General features: G+C 63.8%; 10 protein-coding genes. 8 read left to right on the top strand and 2 right to left on the bottom strand.

Annotation, left to right across the window (positions count from 1 at the left end; translation table 11 throughout):
* Window positions 1-8: 8 nt before the first annotated feature.
* A complete protein-coding gene (locus PPL01S_RS15075) occupies window positions 9-1,115 on the bottom strand; it encodes a 2-aminoethylphosphonate--pyruvate transaminase (protein WP_028625926.1) in 1,107 nt (368 codons plus the stop codon).
* 133 nt (window positions 1,116-1,248) lie between these two features.
* Here PPL01S_RS15075 and PPL01S_RS15080 point away from each other — a divergent pair, with 133 nt between their 5' ends.
* The 8 genes from PPL01S_RS15080 to PPL01S_RS15115 all read left to right on the top strand — a co-directional run bounded on the left by PPL01S_RS15080 (window position 1,249) and on the right by PPL01S_RS15115 (window position 13,480).
* Window positions 1,249-2,112: a LysR substrate-binding domain-containing protein gene (locus tag PPL01S_RS15080; protein WP_016393148.1), complete on the top strand. Its 864-nt coding sequence runs from the start codon at window positions 1,249-1,251 to the stop codon at window positions 2,110-2,112.
* A gap of 58 nt (window positions 2,113-2,170) precedes the next feature.
* Entirely contained in the window at window positions 2,171-3,193 is a 1,023-nt protein-coding gene (locus tag PPL01S_RS15085) for an AraC family transcriptional regulator (protein ID WP_028625925.1), read from the top strand.
* Between the two features lie 183 nt (window positions 3,194-3,376).
* Window positions 3,377-7,810 (top strand): NEL-type E3 ubiquitin ligase domain-containing protein, encoded by a 4,434-nt coding sequence (locus tag PPL01S_RS15090; RefSeq protein WP_033743698.1) that lies wholly within the window; start codon window positions 3,377-3,379, stop codon window positions 7,808-7,810.
* Window positions 7,811-7,925: 115 nt separating this feature from the next.
* Window positions 7,926-9,572: an AMP-binding protein gene (locus PPL01S_RS15095; protein WP_016393150.1), complete on the top strand. Its 1,647-nt coding sequence runs from the start codon at window positions 7,926-7,928 to the stop codon at window positions 9,570-9,572.
* A gap of 11 nt (window positions 9,573-9,583) precedes the next feature.
* Window positions 9,584-10,351 carry an SDR family NAD(P)-dependent oxidoreductase gene (locus PPL01S_RS15100; protein ID WP_016393151.1) on the top strand — a complete coding sequence of 256 codons (768 nt, stop codon included), beginning with the start codon at window positions 9,584-9,586 and terminating at the stop codon, window positions 10,349-10,351.
* A 12-nt stretch (window positions 10,352-10,363) separates the two neighbouring features.
* Window positions 10,364-11,557: an acetyl-CoA C-acyltransferase gene (locus tag PPL01S_RS15105; protein ID WP_016393152.1), complete on the top strand. Its 1,194-nt coding sequence runs from the start codon at window positions 10,364-10,366 to the stop codon at window positions 11,555-11,557.
* 8 nt (window positions 11,558-11,565) lie between these two features.
* Window positions 11,566-12,693 carry an acyl-CoA dehydrogenase gene (locus PPL01S_RS15110; RefSeq protein WP_016393153.1) on the top strand — a complete coding sequence of 376 codons (1,128 nt, stop codon included), beginning with the start codon at window positions 11,566-11,568 and terminating at the stop codon, window positions 12,691-12,693.
* A 13-nt stretch (window positions 12,694-12,706) separates the two neighbouring features.
* The gene (locus PPL01S_RS15115) at window positions 12,707-13,480 is read left to right on the top strand and encodes an enoyl-CoA hydratase (protein ID WP_016393154.1); all 774 of its coding nucleotides are present in this window, start codon (window positions 12,707-12,709) and stop codon (window positions 13,478-13,480) included.
* A gap of 33 nt (window positions 13,481-13,513) precedes the next feature.
* On the opposite strand, the gene PPL01S_RS15120 is transcribed toward PPL01S_RS15115, so the two are convergent.
* A complete protein-coding gene (locus tag PPL01S_RS15120; RefSeq protein ID WP_028625924.1) occupies window positions 13,514-18,049 on the bottom strand; it encodes a dermonecrotic toxin domain-containing protein in 4,536 nt (1,511 codons plus the stop codon).
* Between the last annotated feature and the right edge of the window lie 103 nt (window positions 18,050-18,152).

Raw genomic sequence — 18,152 nt, forward strand, 5'->3', positions numbered from 1 at the left:
GGCAGGGGTCAGATGTCCAGTACTTCCATTTCCCGCAGCACTTCGGCCACGGCATTGACGGCGGCTTGCATGCCATCGGCCCCGACCACGCCAATGCAGCCGACGCGGAAGGTCTCGACCTGGGTCAGCTTGCCCGGATAGAGGATGAAGCCCTTGGCCTTGACCCGCTCGTAGAAGTCCTTGAACTGGTAACGGGCGTCATTCGGTGCATGGAAGGTGACGATGATCGGTGCCTGAATCTCGGTCGGCAGGAAGCTGCGCAGACCGATGGCGGCCATGCCGTCGAGCAGGGTCTTGCAGTTTTCGGCATAGCGCTGGTGACGCGCGGGCAGGCCGCCTTCCTCGTTGTACTGCTGCAGGGCTTCGTGCAGGGCCGCGACCACGTGGGTAGGCGGGGTGAAGCGCCACTGGCCGGTCTTGGCCATGTAGGCGTGCTGGTCCTGCAAGTCCATGGCCAGCGAATGGGCATTGCCTTCGGCGGCGGCCAGGGCGGTCTTTTCGGCGAACACGAAGCCCATGCCGGGTACGCCTTCCAGGCATTTGCCCGAGGCCGCGATCAGCGCTTCGAAGGGGATCTCGCGGGCGTCGATCGGCAGCGCACCAAAGGAGCTCATGGCGTCGATGATCAGGCGCTTGCCGTGGCTTTTGATCGCCTGGGCGATCTCTGGCAGCGGGTTGAGGATCCCGGTGCTGGTTTCGCAGTGGATCAGCGCCACGTGGGTCACGGCCGGGTCTGCGGCGAGCAGCCGGTCGACGTCGGCGGCCGTGGTCGGTTGGTCTTCGGCGGTTTCGAAGGTGCTATAGGCACGGCCGAGCACTTTGCAGATCTTCGCCAGACGCTGGCCATAGGCACCGTTGATCAGTACCAGGACCTTGCCGTCACGGGGCACCAGGGTGCCGATCGCGGCTTCCACGGCGAAGGTGCCGCTGCCTTGCAGGGGCACGCAGTGGTGGCTGGCGCTGCCGTCGATGATCGCCAGCAGCTGCTCGCAGACGCTGGCGGTCAGTTGGTTGAAATCGCGGTCCCAGGAGCCCCAGTCCACCAGCATGGCTTGGCGGGTGCGGAGTGATGTGGTCAGTGGGCCGGGGGTCAGCAGAATCGGGGCGTTGCTCATTCCGTGGTTCCTCACAAGCTGCGGTGGTCGCCGGTTGGGTGGGCGCTGAAACTACGGGGCCTAGGTTGCAATTCACCAAGCTATCAATCAAATTGTTTGTTGTTATGTCAGCTATAAGTCAGGCCGATACGAAATGAACCTGTTCCAGCTTCGTGCTTTCGATGCCGTCGCCCGCGAGGGCAGCTTCACCCGTGCCGCCGAGCGCCTGTTCATCAGCCAGCCGGCGGTGACCGGGCACGTCAAGGCGCTCGAGGAGCACTATCAGATCACTCTGTTGCGACGCACTGCGCGGCGCGTCGAGCTGACCGAGGAGGGCACACGCCTGGCGGCCATCACCCGGGCCATGTTCGGCCTGGCCGAGGAGGCGCAGGCCATGCTCGAAGCCAATCGCCAGCTCCTTACCGGGCGCCTGGAAGTGGCGGCCGACGGGCCGCACCGGGTCATGCCCATGCTCGCCCTGTTGCGCGAGCGTTACCCGGGCATCACCGTCAACCTGCGCCTGGGCAATGCCCAGGAAACCCTGGCCGCACTGCTGTCCGAACATGCCGACGTGGCCGTGCTGACCGAGATCGAGCCGCGCAAGGGGCTGCACCTGCAAAGCCTCTGCGAGTCGCGCTTGTGCGCATTGCTGCCAGTAGGGCACGACTGGGCCAGGGGCGAGGGTGACCTGCCGCTGCCCGCGTTGCATCAGCAGATCATGGTGCTGCGCGAACCGAGCTCGACCACCCGGCGCACCTTTGACAAAGCCTGTGCCCAGGCAAAAGTACAGCCACGGGTACTGCTGGAGCTGGACAGCCGTGAGGCGGTGACCGAGGCGGTGGCGTCGGAGCTGGGCATTGGCGTTGTCTCGTCCACCGAGGTGGCCCACGACCCACGTGTGGTTGCAAGGCCACTGGCCGGTGAGGGGCTGAGCAACCAGCATTTGCTGGGTTGTCTGGAGCGGCGCCGCGAACTGCGCTTGATCCAGGCGTTCCTTGGCTTGGCGGCAAGCCTGTGAGGCCACACCGGCTTGCCGTAAGATGGCCGCCAGTGAGCAACCTGGCGCCGGATGGCCGATGAGCGAGAAAGACACGATTTCCATGCAGCTGGTGCGTGAAGCCCTGTTGCAGAGCTGCCCCGACCGTGACGCTGCCGGCGCTCTGCTGCGGCGTGCCGGGATCGATCCCAGCCTGCTCGAACAGGCGGATGCGCGAGTGGCTGCGGGCGCCTACGCACAGCTTTGGCGGCTGCTGTCGCTGCGTTGCAACGATGAGTTCTTCGCCATGGACCCGCGCGGTCTGCGTTCGGGTAGCTTGGCCTTGTTGGCCCACGCCGCCATGGCCCAGCCCAGCTTGGGAGAGGCGTTGGACGTGGCGCTGGGGTTTCTCGGCCTGATGCTCGAAGACCTGCAGCCGGTGCTGGTGCGCCAGGGCAGCCTGGCCGAAATTGTCATCGGCGAGCCCCGCGAACAACCGCGGCGGGCCTTCACCTACTTCACCTTCTGGATGATCGTGCATGGCGTGGCCTGCTGGCTGGCCGGGCGACGCATTCCGATCCTGGCCATCGACCTGCGCTGTGCCGAGCCACCGTTTTGCGACGACTATCGGGTGATGTTCTCCGAAAACCTGCAGTTCGGTCGGCCGCGCACCCGCATGATCATTGCCGCCGAATGCCTGGCACTGACGCCCAGGCGCACGGTGGAAGACCTGCAGCGTTTTCTGGCGGAGGCGCCCGGCAACATCCTGGTCAAGTACCGCGACCCGGACAGCCTGGCCCGGCGCATTCGTCACGACCTTCGGCAAACCAACCCGGGCGCCTGGCCTGATGCCGGGCGCCTGGCACTGGGCTTGTGCATGTCGGCGCCGACCTTGCGCCGGCGTCTGGCTGACGAGGGCCAGACCTATCAAGGGTTGAAGGACAGCGTGCGCCGCGAGCTGGCGATCAGTTGGCTGGCCGAGGCCGACATTGGCCTGGCGCAGGTCGCCGAGCGCCTTGGGTTCGCCGACAGCAGTTCGTTCTACAAGGCCTTTCGCAAGTGGTTCGGCTGCAACCCTGGGCATTACCGCACGCTGGTGTTGCAGGGGGATGGGGCGGCCTGACTGGCGACGCTTCCGGCTGCAAGCCTGGAATTCGACGGCCAAGGGGCATACGCGTTGACCCAACAGTTTCTCCACGGGCTGGAGCGAGGGCGTGGTTGTGTGGCCCTGCGGGGAAAGTTCCCTGTGCGATGGCGAGCGGCTTTCACCCAGGGTGGAGGCCCTCTCGCCAGCACAGGTGCAATCATGTCGCAATTCACCACCACGCTCGCCGACCCCACGGATCAGTTCGTGGCGTCTCGCCTGCCTCTTTGGCTCAAGCAGGCCTCCCAGGGGCAGATCAACAAACTGCGGGACTGCTATGCGGCCCACCGCGCAAGCCACGGGAAGCTGGCCAAGGTGTTGCATGCCTTGGCATCGCCGCAAACCTTCGCTCTTCAGGCGTTTACCGGGCTGCTCAGCGCCGAGGCGGCCAAGCTGGGGTTCGACAGGCTCGAATGGTTGGAAGTGCGGCGCAGATTTACGGTTTCGTCCGGCATCAGCTTGCCCGAAGACGAAATCTCTTATGCCCGCAGCCCTGCGTTACTGAGGATGATGCAGAATTTTCCAGGAAATGAGCCTTTCTACGAAGGCAGTGGTCTGGTGGCCAAAGGCGAAAGCAGGCTATTGCTGGGGGACGCCAATGACCTCGCTCGGCGCTGTCGGGAAGCGGATGCGGGGAAGCAGTATCAGGCGCTGCTGAGTAAAACGGTAACCGCCGAGGTACGCAAAGCACTGGCCGAGCACAAACGTACAGGCTTCAGCTTGGCCTTGGAACTGGCGGCGCTCAAAGGTGACATCGGCGGTGTCCAGCAGGCAGCAGTGCGCGAACTGGCAAACCACGACCCTGCGCAGCAATCGACCAAGGCTTATGCCGGAACGCTGAAGGTGTTGGACTGTGATGCCTTCGACTCCTTGTTGATACAACTGCGCGGGAGCGAGGGCGAGGATACGGGTGTGGTGCTCTACATGCCTGCCGACGTCAAGCATCCACTGCGCTTTTTCACTGGCATGGCCAAGCTCAATGAGGGCCTGGCGGCAGACTTTCTGGCCCCAGCAATGCATCGGCGAACCGGTGAGCTGGTGCAATTGAGCGAGCGTACGGCGTTCGTGAAGAAGCTGGACAAGCGCTTGCGTGACAGCGAACCTGACCTTGAGCTGGATGGCCAGACGGTCGCAGGGGATGTATTCGCTGTCTTGGCCGATGCCCATGTCAAGCGCCTGCGCGCCGATGCCGACATGCTGTTGGTATCTACTGCTGAAGCCGAGAGGACCGCTGCAAAGGACCGGTTGTTGCGCTGGAAGGGCATTGGCATGGGGGCACTGGGCATCGCCGGCCTGTTCGTGCCAGGGCTGGGCGAGTTGCTGTTGGCGCAACTTGCGGTGCAGGTGACCGAGCAGACCTATGACGGCGTTTCCGACTGGGCGCAGGGGCACCAGCATGAAGCGGCCGAACATCTGTTGGGCGTGGCGGAAATCGTGGCGGTGACCGCAGCCACAGCGGCTGGGGCCGGGGTGGTCGCGCGAGGTTTCTCGCGCAGTGCCTTTGTCGATGAACTGGAACCCGTCGATGTCGACGGCGGCCCGCGTTTGTGGGCGCATGACTTGAGTTGCTACGAAGCCGACCCAGGCCAGGCATCATTGCAGGGCGATGGCTTGTACGGGGAGGGTGAGCGCCGCTTCTTGCGTATCGAGTCGCGCTACTACGCAGTGCATCGGCCAGAGCCGCACGGGCCATGGCGCCTGAGGCACCCTGCACGTAGCGATGCCTTCGAACCCCAGTTGGTCGGCAATGGCGAGCGTTGCTGGCGCCTGCGCCTGGAGCGTCCACTGGAGTGGAACGACAGTAGTCTGATGCTGGACCGTTTGTGGCCAAGCCATCCACCTTTGCAGGCCCCGCAGGTCGAACAGATTCTTCAGGTGTCTGGGGTCGACCGTGACGAACTCCGCGGTTTGCTGGTTGAAAATCGCCCTTTGCCGGTCAACTTGCGCGATACCCTTCGCCGCTTTGAGGTCGATGCTAGGCTCTCGCGGGTGTTCGACGAGTTGCGCCAGTCACCTGAAGTGTTCCCGGATGTCGACATCCTCGACTGGTGCAAGCAACAGCCAGCTCTGCAGAACCAGAGTGATGCTCAGATCGGCATTGCGCTGCTCGAGGATCAGCGCTTGTGGCGTGGTCAATTGCTCGAGCATCTGGCCGCGCCGGTGCATATCGATGACGAGGTGATGACCCTGCTCAAGCGGGACTTTCCAGGGTTGCCAGATGCTTATGTCCAAGCAGCCTTGCACGACATGGATCTGACAGCGCGTAACGTCGCCGTGCAGGAGCAGCGCATACCGCTGGCGCTGGCCACGAAGGCACGCGCGCTGATGCAGTTGGCCCGGGCCAATCGCGCGCTCGAGGGGCTGTACCTGCAAGGCGCCTACAGCGACGGAACAGGGGAGTTGGTGCTCGCGTTGCTGAGAAACCTCCCCAAATGGCCCGAGCGGCTCAACCTGGAGTTACGCAAAGGGACTGAAAGCGGTCGCTTGCTGGCGCAACTGGACCCACAGGGTCTTGCCAGCTCACGCACCGTATTGGTCTATCGAGAAGGCGGCTTCAGGCTGTATGACGCACAAGGGCTGGAGCTCGAAACCGAGGTTGCTGAACCGGCCAGCATTTTCGATGCACTGCTGGCATTGCTCAGCTCGACCGAGCGCACGGCCCTGGCATTGACGCAAGACGATGCTGCCCAGCAACTGCGCAACCAACTGGCTGCCGGACTGCCTTCGCAGCGCAAGAACCTGTTCAATCTCCTTGGCTGGCGCAACGAAACCCCGTGGTTCAACCCCGGTTTCCGCTTGCCCGATGGCCGCGTGGGATACTCGCTTGGCGGTCGGGTGCCGGGTCGGGAGTATTCGGCCAGGACCTTGCGTGATCGTGTCCGTGTCTTGTACCCGGGCTTCAACGAGGCGCAGGTCGAGAGCTTTTTCCAGCGCCTTCTGCAGGAGCCGGGTTCGCCCTTCGACCACCTGATCGAACATGAGCGCAACTATGCGCAACTCGATCGTGCACTCAACCGCTGGGGCGCCACTACGACCGACCGCACGTTGCGCTACCAACGGCAGCATTTTGCCGAGCAGTTACGGCGGGCCTGGCGCCTGGAAGGAGAGGTCGATGCCAGCGAGGCGGGTAACCGCGCAGCGATGCGCGTGAACCTCAGTGGCTGGCGTATCAAACAGTTGCCCTCGCTGCCAGTTGAAGTGGACTTGAGCCATGTCGGGGAGCTGGTGCTGGCCGGCATGGGACTGGAGGAGGTACACGCCAATTTCCTGCGTTGCTTCGACCGTGTACATACCCTGGTGCTGACCAACAATCGCCTGACGGCCATACCTTCCGGTCTGTCACATCTTCGCCAGCTGCGCACGCTGCGATTGATGGCCAACAGGATCCGCATGAATTCGCAAAACCAAGAGGTGCTGTCGTCCCTGACGCGTTTGGAAGTACTGGATATCAGTCATAACCCCTTGCGTTCGCTGAGCTTGCGTTTCGATGAACCGCCCCAGTTGCAGAGTTTGCGCCTCGGCCATTGTCAGTTGCGAAGCATTCCCGACGGCATCGAGCAATGCGGCTTTCTGCAGTTCGCCGACCTCAGCGACAATCAGATCGAGACCGCTCCGGCCGAGCTTCTGCGCATGCCGTGGAGCTTTCGTGCCAGGTTCAACCTGACTCGCAATCCGATCTCTGCCGCCGAGCGCGAGCGGTTGTACGGGGTCGACCGCCATGGCGAGACGCCACGGCTAACGGAGGCGAGCGAGGACCTGATGGCCCGCTGGCTGGGTGACCAGCCGCAGGTCGGGCGCCAGGCGCGCATGGCGATATGGCAACGGGTGCAGCACGAGGACGGCAGTTCGGGGCTGTTCGAGCTGCTGCAGGCGTTGACCCAAAGCAGTGACTTCAGCCGGGAGCGAGGTTATGTCAGTGACCAGGTATGGACCCTGCTCGAAGCCATCGACCAGGATGCCACGCTGCGCGGGCGGGTTTTCGACAGTGCCGGTGAAGCACTGGGTTGTGTCGACAGTACGGCGGAGCGTTTCAGTCGCTTGCAGATTCAGGCGCTGGCCTATCAGGCCGGCCAACGCAGCACGGCCGCAGAAGCCGGGATAGAGCTGTTGAACCTGGGGCGGCGCTTGTTCCGTCTGGAGGCGCTGGACCGCTTCGCCTTCCAGGCGGTCGACCAGCGACGATTGGCCGAGGGTCTGGTCGATGACCTGGAGATCGTGCTTGGCTACCGCATCCATTTGGCAAAGGTGCTGGACCTGCCTTGCCAGCCACGGACCATGACATTCCATACCTTGGCCGACATCACCGCAGAGCGCGAGCAGGAGGCCCTGCAAGCGGTGCTCGCTGCGCAAACCCCCGAGGCAGTGGCGCAAAGCGTGGCGCGCCAGAGCTTCTGGAGCGACTACCTGCGCCACCAGCACCCTCGGCCGTTCGCGGCGATTGGAGCAGCGTTCGACGCCCGTGGCGAGGCGCTCGATGTACAGGCCGAGCAGTTGACTACCGAGGTGTATGTGAGCAGTTGGGAGGCACTCAAAGCGGAACGGGAAAGCGCAGAACATGAACTGACTCTGATGCTGACCCGCGAGGCGTTGGCTTAGCGGCCAAACCGCTCATCCAGATTGAACGCTTTGGCCATTGTCCGCGCAGGGCGTTGGCGTGACCATCGTCAGACCTTTGGTGCGATTCCAACAATAAGAAACCAGGAGTCTGACGATGCGCGATTACGCCGAGGCCGTCCGTTCGTTCGCCTATGAAGAGGCCGTGAATGCGGCTTTGCAAGGCGACCTTGGGGCCCTCAATGCCTGTGTCGAATGCTGCGATCGCCATGTAGGCACGGACAAGGCCGCACTTGTCTGGGAGGATCGGGACGGTAACGGCAAACGCTACAGTTTTGAACAGTTGCAGGAGATGGCCGCCCGTTTCGCCAATGTCTTGCGCTCGCAAGGCGTCGGTCCCGGTGACCGGGTCGCCGGCTTGTTGCCGCGAACTCCTGAGCTGCTGGTGACGATCCTCGCCACCTGGCGCCTCGGCGCCGTCTATCAGCCTCTGTTCACTGCCTTTGGTCCGAAGGCCCTCGAGCACCGGTTGGAGCAATCCGGGGCCAAGGTCGTGGTCACCGACCGGGGCAATCGCCCCAAGCTCGATGGCCTGACTGCACGCCCGGTCACCATCACTGTCAATGCGGCCGAAGGCGAGCTGGATTTCCAGCGCCTGCTCGACGCGGCAGCGCCAGCATGCGACCCGGTTCTGCGCCGTGGCGACGACCCGTTCCTGCTGATGTTTACCTCGGGCACCACAGGCCCGGCGAAGCCGCTGGAAGTGCCGCTGCGAGCCATTGTGGCGTTCCAGGGCTACATGCGCGATGCCATCGACCTGCGCCCGGAAGACCACTTCTGGAACCTGGCCGACCCGGGCTGGGCCTATGGCCTGTACTATGCCGTCACCGGCCCGCTGTCGCTGGGCCATGCTACCACCTTCTACGATGGCCCCTTCAGCGTCGAAAGCTGCGCGCGGGTCATCGCCAAACTGGGCATCACCAACCTGGCGGGCTCGCCCACGGCGTACCGCCTGCTGATCGCCGCCGGGCATGAGTTCTCCGCGCCGATCCAGGGGCGCCTGCGGGTGGTCAGCAGTGCGGGCGAACCGCTCAACCCGGAAGTGATCCGCTGGTTCGCCGACGAACTGGGCGTGACCATCCACGACCACTACGGCCAGACCGAGCTGGGCATGGTGCTGTGCAACCATCATGGCCTGCAGCACCCGGTTCACCTTGGCTCGGCCGGCTTTGCCATCCCCGGTCACCGCATCGTCGTGCTCGACGAGCAGGGCAACGAACTGCCCGCCGGCCTGCCTGGCATCCTGGCCGTGGACCGGGAGCAATCACCGCTGTGCTGGTTCGCCGGTTACCACGGCTTGCCCACCAAGAGTTTCGTCGGCAAGTACTACCTCAGCGGCGACACCGTCGAGCTCAACCACGATGGCAGCATCAGCTTCGTCGGCCGCAGCGACGATGTGATCACCACATCGGGCTATCGAGTGGGCCCGTTCGATGTGGAAAGCGCACTGATCGAGCACCCAGCGGTGATCGAGGCTGCGGTGATCGGCAAGCCGGACCCCGAGCGTACCGAGCTTATCAAGGCCTTCGTCGTGCTCGCGGCGGGTGTTAGTGGTACGCCGGAACTCGAAGAGACACTGCGCCAGCATGTACGCCAGCGCCTGTACGCCCATGCCTACCCACGGGAAATCGAATTCGTCAGCGAGCTGCCCAAGACCCCCAGTGGCAAGCTGCAACGCTTCATCCTGCGCAATCAGGAAATCGCCCTACAACAAGCGGCGCAGGCCAACCGCGCCAGCGCCTGAAGGAACCCATCATGCAGATAGCCAACAGCAACTTCATCGTCAGCGGCGCGGCCTCGGGGCTGGGTGCCGCAACCGCGCACATGCTGATCGAGGGCGGTGCCAACGTCATGCTGGTCGACCTCAATGCCCAGGCCGTGGAAGCCAAGGCACACGAACTGGGTGACCGTGCACATTTCGCGGTGGCCGACATCAGCGACGAGCAGGCCGCGAAGGCTGCCGTGGACGCCGCCGTGGCCGCCTTCGGCAGCCTGCACGGGCTGGTCAACTGCGCGGGCATCGTCGGTGCCGAGAAAGTATTGGGCAAGCAGGGGCCGCATGGGCTGGCCAGCTTCGCCAAGGTCATCAACGTCAACCTGATCGGCAGTTTCAACCTGCTGCGTCTGGCGGCTGCGGCCATGGCCGAAGGCGCCGCCGACGCGCAAGGCGAGCGTGGCGTGATCATCAACACGGCGTCGATTGCCGCCTACGATGGCCAGATCGGCCAGGCTGCCTATGCTGCATCGAAGGGTGCCATTGCCAGCCTGACCTTGCCGGCCGCCCGCGAGCTGGCGCGCTTCGGCATTCGGGTAATGACCATCGCCCCGGGTATTTTCGAAACCCCGATGATGGCCGGCATGACCCAGGAGGTCCGCGACTCGCTGGCCGCCGGTGTACCTTTCCCACCACGCCTGGGCCGGCCCGTCGAATACGCGGCACTGGCCCGTCACATCATCGAGAACAGCATGCTCAACGGCGAGGTGATCCGCCTCGACGGTGCGCTGCGCATGGCTGCCAAGTAAGGAGAAACCAACATGACCCTTGCCAACGATCCGATCGTCATCGTCAGCGCCGTGCGCACACCCATGGGTGGGCTGCAGGGCGACCTCAAGAGCCTGACCGCGCCGCAACTGGGCAGCGCCGCCATCCGCGGTGCCGTGGCGCGAGCCGGTATCGACGCCGCCAGTGTCGAGCAGGTGCTGTTCGGTTGCGTGCTGCCTGCCGGCCTGGGCCAGGCACCGGCACGCCAGGCCGCGCTCGGCGCCGGGCTGGACAAGCACACGACGTGCACCACCCTGAACAAGATGTGCGGTTCGGGCATGCAGGCTGCGATCATGGCCCACGACCTGCTGCTGGCCGGCAGCGCCGATGTGGTGGTGGCAGGCGGCATGGAAAGCATGACCAATGCCCCGTACCTGCTCGACAAGGCGCGCGGCGGATACCGCATGGGGCACGGCAGGATCATCGACCACATGTTCATGGATGGCCTCGAGGATGCCTACGACAAAGGGCGCCTGATGGGCACCTTTGCCGAGGACTGCGCCCAGGCCAACGCCTTCAGCCGCGAAGCCCAGGACCAGTTCGCCATCGCTTCGCTGACCCGTGCCCAGGAGGCGATCAGCACTGGCCGGTTCGCTGCCGAGATCGTTCCGGTGGAAGTCACCGAGGGCAAGGAAAAGCGCATCGTCAAGGACGATGAGCAGCCGCCCAAAGCGCGCCTGGACAAGATTGCGCAGCTCAAGCCCGCGTTCCGCGAAGGTGGCACCGTCACCGCCGCCAACTCGAGCTCGATCTCCGACGGTGCCGCGGCGCTGATGCTGATGCGCCGCTCCGAAGCCGACAAGCGTGGCCTCAAGCCACTGGCGGTGATCCATGGCCACGCGGCGTTCGCCGATGCCCCGGCACTGTTCCCCACCGCGCCGATCGGTGCCATCGACAAGCTGATGAAACGCACGGGCTGGAACCTGGGCGAGGTCGACCTGTTCGAGATCAACGAAGCCTTTGCCGTGGTCACCCTGGCGGCCATGAAGCACCTGGACCTGCCCCACGACAAGGTCAATATCCACGGCGGCGCCTGCGCCTTGGGGCACCCGATCGGTGCCTCCGGTGCGCGCATCCTGGTGACCCTGCTGTCGGCCCTGCGCCAGAACAACCTGCGCCGTGGCGTGGCGGCCATCTGCATTGGCGGTGGCGAGGCCACGGCCATGGCGGTCGAATGCCTGTACTGAGGTGAACCATGTTGGTAACTGACGAGCAACAACAGATCGCCGACGCCGTCCGCGAATTTGCCCAGGAGCGCCTGCGGCCCTTCGCCGAGCAATGGGACAAGGCTCATCGCTTCCCCCGCGAGGCCATCGACGAGATGGCGGCGCTGGGCCTGTTCGGCATGCTGGTGCCGGAGCAATACGGCGGCAGCGATACCGGCTACGTGGCCTATGCCATGGCCCTGGAAGAAATCGCGGCGGGCGATGGCGCCTGCTCGACGATCATGAGCGTGCACAACTCGGTGGGTTGCGTGCCGATCCTGAAATTCGGCAGCGAGCAGCAGAAACAGCAATTTCTCGCGCCGTTGGCCAGCGGTGCGATGATCGGTGCCTTCGCCCTCACCGAGCCCCAGGCAGGTTCCGATGCCAGCAGCCTGAAGACCCGGGCACGCCTGGAAGGTGTTCACTACGTGCTCAACGGCAGCAAGCAGTTCATCACCTCCGGGCAGAACGCCGGGGTGGTGATCGTCTTCGCCGTTACCGACCCGGATGCCGGCAAGCGTGGTATCACGGCCTTCATCGTGCCCACCGATTCGCCGGGCTACCAGGTCGCGCGGGTCGAGGACAAGCTCGGCCAGCATGCCTCCGACACTTGCCAGATTGTCTTCGACAACGTGCGTGTGCCAGTGGCCAACCGCCTGGGCGAAGAAGGGCAGGGCTACAAGATCGCCCTGGCCAACCTGGAAGGTGGGCGCATCGGTATCGCCTCGCAATCGGTGGGCATGGCCCGCGCCGCGTTCGAAGTGGCCCGCGACTATGCCCACGAGCGGCAGAGCTTCGGTAAAGCCCTGATCGAGCACCAGGCGGTGGCCTTCCGCCTGGCCGACATGGCCACCAGGATCGCGGTGGCCAGGCAGATGGTGCTGCATGCCGCGGCGCTGCGCGATGCCGAGCGTCCGGCCTTGGTGGAAGCCTCGATGGCCAAGCTTTTCGCCTCGGAAATGGCCGAAAAGGTCTGTTCGGATGCCTTGCAGACGCTTGGCGGTTATGGCTATCTGAGCGACTTCCCGCTGGAGCGGATCTACCGCGACGTGCGTGTCTGCCAGATCTACGAAGGCACCAGCGACATTCAGCGCATGGTCATTGCGCGCAATCTTTGAAGGAGCAGTCTGCATGGCATTCGAAACCATCCTGTTGGACATCCACGGCAAGGTCGGCCTGATCACGCTCAATCGTCCCCAGGCGCTCAACGCCCTCAACGCGCAGATCATCGGCGAGATCAACCAGGCCCTGGACCAGCTGGAGAAGGACCCGAACATCGGCTGTGTGGTGCTGACCGGGTCCGCCAAGGCCTTCGCGGCGGGTGCCGATATCAAGGAGATGGCCGAGCTCAAGTACCCGCAGATCTACGTCGACGACCTGTTCAGCGACTCCGACCGCATCGCCAACCGGCGCAAGCCGATCATCGCTGCCGTGTCCGGTTTTGCCCTCGGCGGTGGCTGTGAGCTGGCGATGATGTGCGACTTCATCCTGGCTGGCGACAACGCCAGGTTCGGCCAGCCCGAAATCAATCTCGGCGTGCTGCCGGGCATGGGCGGCACCCAGCGCCTGACCCGTGCGGTGGGCAAGGCCAAGGCCATGGAACTGTGCCTGACCGGCCGCCTGATGGGCGCTGAAGAGGCCGAGCGCGCAGGGCTCGTGGCGCGTGTGGTGCCTCAGGCCGAACTGGTCGAGGAAGCCCTGAAGGTGGCGGCGACCATCGCCAGCAAGTCGATCCCGGTCAGCATGATGGTCAAGGAAAGCGTCAACCGTGCGTTCGAAGTCACCCTCAGCGAAGGTGTGCGTTTCGAGCGTCGGGTGTTCCATGCGGCGTTCTCCACCGAAGACCAGAAGGAGGGCATGGCAGCCTTCATCGCCAAGCGCGAGGCGCAGTTCAAGGACCGCTGAGATCCCTGGCCAAACCCTCCAGCGTGCAACCACTCAGCCTGTGAAGAAGTAAGCGTTTGCTGCGGCCCGATCGATCGGGCTGCGGTAGACCTCGATTTCACGACCGTCAGGGTTCTTGACCAACCGACCGCGCTCATAGCGCTGCTCGGCGGTCTTGAGATGACCCGCGGTGTAGTCGGCCTGCCGCGTGTTCATGGCGGGGTAGTGGAAGTGGGCAAACCAGTGCGCCTGGTTCTGGTGGCGTATGACGAACTCTTCCAGATAGTCGTCGCTGCGCCCGGCGACCTTGGCCAGTCTGTGGCGTGGCCCGGTCGACTCGATCACCACCTGTTCGCGCTCCAGCAGGAACTGCAGCTCACCCATCCTGGGGGCTTGCAGCAGTGCAACCCGTGCCCGCTGTGCGGTCGCCTGATCGGCCAAGGTCGATGACATGTCCTCTATCGCCTTGATGTTCATGGCTGCGTCAGCACCCGGCGTGCCTTCGTCAGTCTGGTTGTCGCGTGTCAGGCGCAACTCGATGGCAGCTCGGTGCTCGTCCAGTCGTGCGCGATGGCCAAGCAGGCTGTCCTGGATGTCGACCGGGATATAGGTATTGGCCTTCTTGCTTTGCATCAGGGCGACTTCCTTGCGGGCGCCATCGAGTAATCGGGTGCTTTGCTTGAGCAGCGTCTTCAACTTCGCAGGTGCTTTGCCTGGTGTCGTCTTGGTCTTGTTTGTCGCTGCGGCATCGACGGCGACCCACTGGTCGTCTTCGCGCTTGTAAGCAGTAGAGACAGAGTCGTTGTCGACCCCTGGAATGTCGATGATGTCGTTGTCATCTGTACGTGGTTGGCCCAGCAGCAGACCGTCATCGCGGGTTTCTATGAGCCCGGGCAGTTGCTCGTTCAACTGGGATATCGTGCTGCGCTCGTCGTTCCCTGGATACTCAGAGCGCTCGAAATCGACGCTGGTGCTGATGGCGTTGACGTCGCGCCTCAGGTCGTTGAGCAATGTGGGCACGTGGTCCTTGCCGAAGGCGTCTGCCAGGGCGCTTAGCCGCGTCCTGGCATTGTCCAGGTTCGAGGCGATGCTCTGCAGCACCCGCCGCATGACCTCATCGCTGGCGTTGGCTTGCTTGTGCAGTTGCACGTACTGACTGATGGCCAGATCGATGTTGCGCCAGGCACGCAAGAGCCAGATACCTTCATTGTGCTCTTCGTCGAGAATCAGGCGGTCGAAGCGGTTCTCACAGCGTATGAAGCGCCAGTGCAAGATCGTCCAGCTGCCCTTGTGCGGCTCGATCTTGCTCAGCATCTCGGCGACCTTCGGCTGGGACGGGCCGGCAAGTCGTCGCATCTGCTCCAGGCATAGGTTGAAGGCGGTGGCGTTGTCGAAGAGCTGGTCGATCAGGGTGCCTGTATCCTCCAGGCGTTTTCGCAGAATGACGATATCTGCGGGGGAAAGCTCGACCAGGCGGTCGATCATGCCCGTCAGCTGCGTGCGCTCCGGCTTGTAGAGGCGCAGCTGCAGTTCACGTATCTGCAACTGGCATTCGAGCTGATGGAACAGGGTGCCGGCGCGCTTGACCTTGTACTCTTGCACCGGGGTTCGTGCGTTCAGCTCGTGCAGGCGCTGGATATGTTCTGCGATGAACGTCTCGAATACTTGCAGTTTCTCCAGGCAGCCGCGAATGACGCGAGGCTCATCGGAGCCTTGCCCCAGTGTGCTGACTTTCCTGAGCTCGGGTATTCGCTCGACGATGCTTTTCGAGTCGCTGACCAGGCGTTTGGCCAGCTCTTCGGTGCTTTTCCTGATAGCGTCCTTCGATCTGGCAATCTGCTTCCTGGGCGGCATGCCACCTTTCAGGCGCAACCCGAGGTCCAGCTGCCAGCGGCCCGCTTCATCGCGCCGCAGCCACGGGCCGAGTGCGTTGCCATCGGCTGCGCCTACGATTCGAAACTGCTCGCTCACAGTATCGATTTGCACCTTGTAGACCTTGCCCTCGACTCGACTGTAAAGCTGGTCGGCATGCAAGTAGAGGCCGCGCATGGGGCCAGAGGGAACCGCGGAACCCAGGGTATCGACCGAGATGTCGACCCGCAACTTGTCGAGCGCGCTGGCCTGCTTGCTGTCGAGCTTGAGCGTCGGTTGCGCCCAGCTGAAGTCGAGCCGTGTCTCGGTCGGGCTGGTGACCACCACCGGCGCAGGCGTCAGTGCCTGCTGCTGACCGGGAGGCAGGGTTGCGTCCAGAGGGTGCTCCTGCTCCATACGTTCCATCGCGTGGTTGAAGATCAGGAAGGCGACATTGACCAGCAGTGCTATCCAGTCTGCGCTGCGGTCTCCCGGCTGGTTGTCCTCGTTGGCCTGCATCAGGTGGGCGAATGCGGTTTCCATCTGCACCAGCCAGGCGGCTTCGGCTACGGGGCCTTCGACGAACGGCAAGACCGTGTTGAGCAACAGCCAGCCCAACTCTTCCCAGCGTTGCCAACGGGCTTCGTCGCTGCTGGCCGATCGTTCCTTGAAGTTGTGCAACGCTTCCTCGACGCAGGCCTCGTAGATGGCGCGAGCCACATCGACGACAGGGGCTTCGCGTGACAGGGTCACCGGTGCCGGCTTGCTCGGTGCGACCGCCCAGTCGTCTTCCAGCGGGAAGAAAATATGCGGTTCCATGAAACCACCATGCTTGTACACCCGCCGGTCCTCTTCGGGCAGTCGATGAATGATGTCATCCTGCAGTTCGCCGCTTTCGCCGAGTGCCACCAGTAAAGCAAGGCGATCGCGGAACTCCACGATGGGCTCGTGGTGCAGGGGGCGGTAAAGCAGGCAGCTCTGGCCGGGCAAGGTGTCGTTTTCCAGCAACCAAGCGTTGCGCGGGTGGTCAGGGGCGGCGTCCATCGTTCTCAGCAGACCCAGCGGGCGCATGACCCATTGATCGTGTTCATCGGGCAGCGGAGCGAACAGCTGTTCGACAGCGATGATCGCCAGCAGCGAGGGGTGTCCGTGCTGCAGATGCCGGGTCATGACCTGCGTTGGCAGTTGGCTGCGCAATTGATCGGCAAGCAGTCGCTGCCGCGCGTTGCTCTGCCGGGCGTCGTCGAGTAGCAGGGCCTTCAACCTTTGCGGGTAGGTCGTGCCGATGTCCGCCTCGTCGATCAGGGCACGCAGCGCCGCAGTATCAAGCCAGGTGGGTATGGGTTGTCCATCGGTCGTTTCCAGCGTGACTCTCCCCGGCTTGAGCAGCCCAAGGTTGGCGATGGCCAGCTGCGTCAGGCTGAAGGTCACCGCTACCGTGGTGCCTTCGCTCACCATTTGCCCTCCCACCGGAATTGCCGTGGCGGTGGTCTGGTGGTTGATCACTCTTACGGCAGCAGGGTCAAGGGTCGACGTGGGATGATCACGGCGAATCAGTGCGCCAAGGCGCTCGCAGGCGAAGACTTGTGCGCTGGGTACGCCGTCCAGCCAGGTCTTGCCATCGGCGTCGGCACTGCTGCGGGCGACATCGGTCAGCATCGAGCTGTAGACGATCAGCGCCCTGGGGTTGCCATCGCGCATCCAGCCGGGGAATTGGTCGATGAGGCTTCCATGGCCCGCCAGGTCGTCCATGCTGCACAGGGGCGCCAGCGAGCCGAGGTGGTCCAGGGCATCTTCCAGTTGCTGGGCACTGCCTTGGGTATGAAAGGCGGTGGCGGCGATCTCGATGCCTTCGAGTTGCTGCTGCAGCAGGTTTGCAGCCTGCGCCTGGAACAGCTGCCGCTCGGGTGTGCCCAGTTTAACCGCGGGTGGTGACTTGGCGAGGATTGCTGGCCAGTGCTCGCTGATGGCTTCCAGCAAGCGCGTGCGGGAAGGGAAGGACAGCAATCGGCCCCCGGGGGTGAAGAGCAAGGTGAAGGGTGGGCGGCCAGGTGCGTCCGGGCGCTCGATCAAGACAGCGCTGACCAGGTTGGGGTCCAGCTGCCAGTCGGCGGAAAAATTGGTGACTACCGTCTGCAGCGTGATGCCGTGTTCGGCGCACAGCTTGAGCTGGTCGTCGTAGTTGGCGGGCGCTTCGGCGAGTGCCTCGAGCGTGGCTTGGGCGGCAGGCAGTTCATGCTTGGCAGCTGCCTCGGCCACCGCGCAGCGCAAGCGTTCCTGCAGATGCTTGCTCAGCCAGGACCAAGGGGTTTCACCGCTGCGGTCGGCCGCGCACCAGAAATCGACCAGTGCTGCGGTGAAATTGTCGAGAAGCAGCGGGCCGCATTCATTTATCAGGGCTTCGAGTCGCACCAGATCGACCGGCACCGGCTGCTCGGGTTCGATGCGCAGCTCGCGGCAGACGACATCCTGCCCTGAGGTCAGATTGAGGGTGGCGCGCAGGCAGAAACGCTCTGCCAGCAACTGATAGAGCGGGCGGACATAGGCGACACCTGGCACGGGGCCGAAACTGGCCAGTTGCAGACCCACTGGGTCGAGTGTGACGTCGAAGCCGTAGGCGGGCCATTGTTCCAGTAGCAGACGGGCGGCAACCTCGAACAGTCGAGGGCGGTTGGCGAAGGTCTGGGCGATCTGGCAGGGCAGCGTGGTGTTGCGACGTAGCCTGTTGACAGGGGGCATAGCGGCAGTCTCGGTGAGGGTCCTGCCGCCATTGGGTCGTCTGGGCTAAGGCCTGCGGTACTACAGGTCTACTGCCAAGGGAGGCAAGCCGGTGGGGTAGTGG

The sequence above is a fragment of the Pseudomonas plecoglossicida NBRC 103162 = DSM 15088 genome, assembly GCF_000730665.1.
GTDB classification, from domain to species: Bacteria; Pseudomonadota; Gammaproteobacteria; order Pseudomonadales; family Pseudomonadaceae; genus Aquipseudomonas; species Aquipseudomonas plecoglossicida.

Excerpts from the sequence above, each read along its gene's own strand:
- PPL01S_RS15075 (WP_028625926.1), bottom strand. The coding sequence starts at position 1,115 with ATGAGCAACGCCCCGATTCTGCTGACCCCCGGCCCACTGACCACATCA.
- PPL01S_RS15080 (WP_016393148.1), top strand. The coding sequence starts at position 1,249 with ATGAACCTGTTCCAGCTTCGTGCTTTCGATGCCGTCGCCCGCGAGGGC.
- PPL01S_RS15085 (WP_028625925.1), top strand. The coding sequence starts at position 2,171 with ATGAGCGAGAAAGACACGATTTCCATGCAGCTGGTGCGTGAAGCCCTG.
- PPL01S_RS15090 (WP_033743698.1), top strand. The coding sequence starts at position 3,377 with ATGTCGCAATTCACCACCACGCTCGCCGACCCCACGGATCAGTTCGTG.
- PPL01S_RS15095 (WP_016393150.1), top strand. The coding sequence starts at position 7,926 with ATGCGCGATTACGCCGAGGCCGTCCGTTCGTTCGCCTATGAAGAGGCC.
- PPL01S_RS15100 (WP_016393151.1), top strand. The coding sequence starts at position 9,584 with ATGCAGATAGCCAACAGCAACTTCATCGTCAGCGGCGCGGCCTCGGGG.
- PPL01S_RS15105 (WP_016393152.1), top strand. The coding sequence starts at position 10,364 with ATGACCCTTGCCAACGATCCGATCGTCATCGTCAGCGCCGTGCGCACA.
- PPL01S_RS15110 (WP_016393153.1), top strand. The coding sequence starts at position 11,566 with ATGTTGGTAACTGACGAGCAACAACAGATCGCCGACGCCGTCCGCGAA.
- PPL01S_RS15115 (WP_016393154.1), top strand. The coding sequence starts at position 12,707 with ATGGCATTCGAAACCATCCTGTTGGACATCCACGGCAAGGTCGGCCTG.
- PPL01S_RS15120 (WP_028625924.1), bottom strand. The coding sequence starts at position 18,049 with ATGCCCCCTGTCAACAGGCTACGTCGCAACACCACGCTGCCCTGCCAG.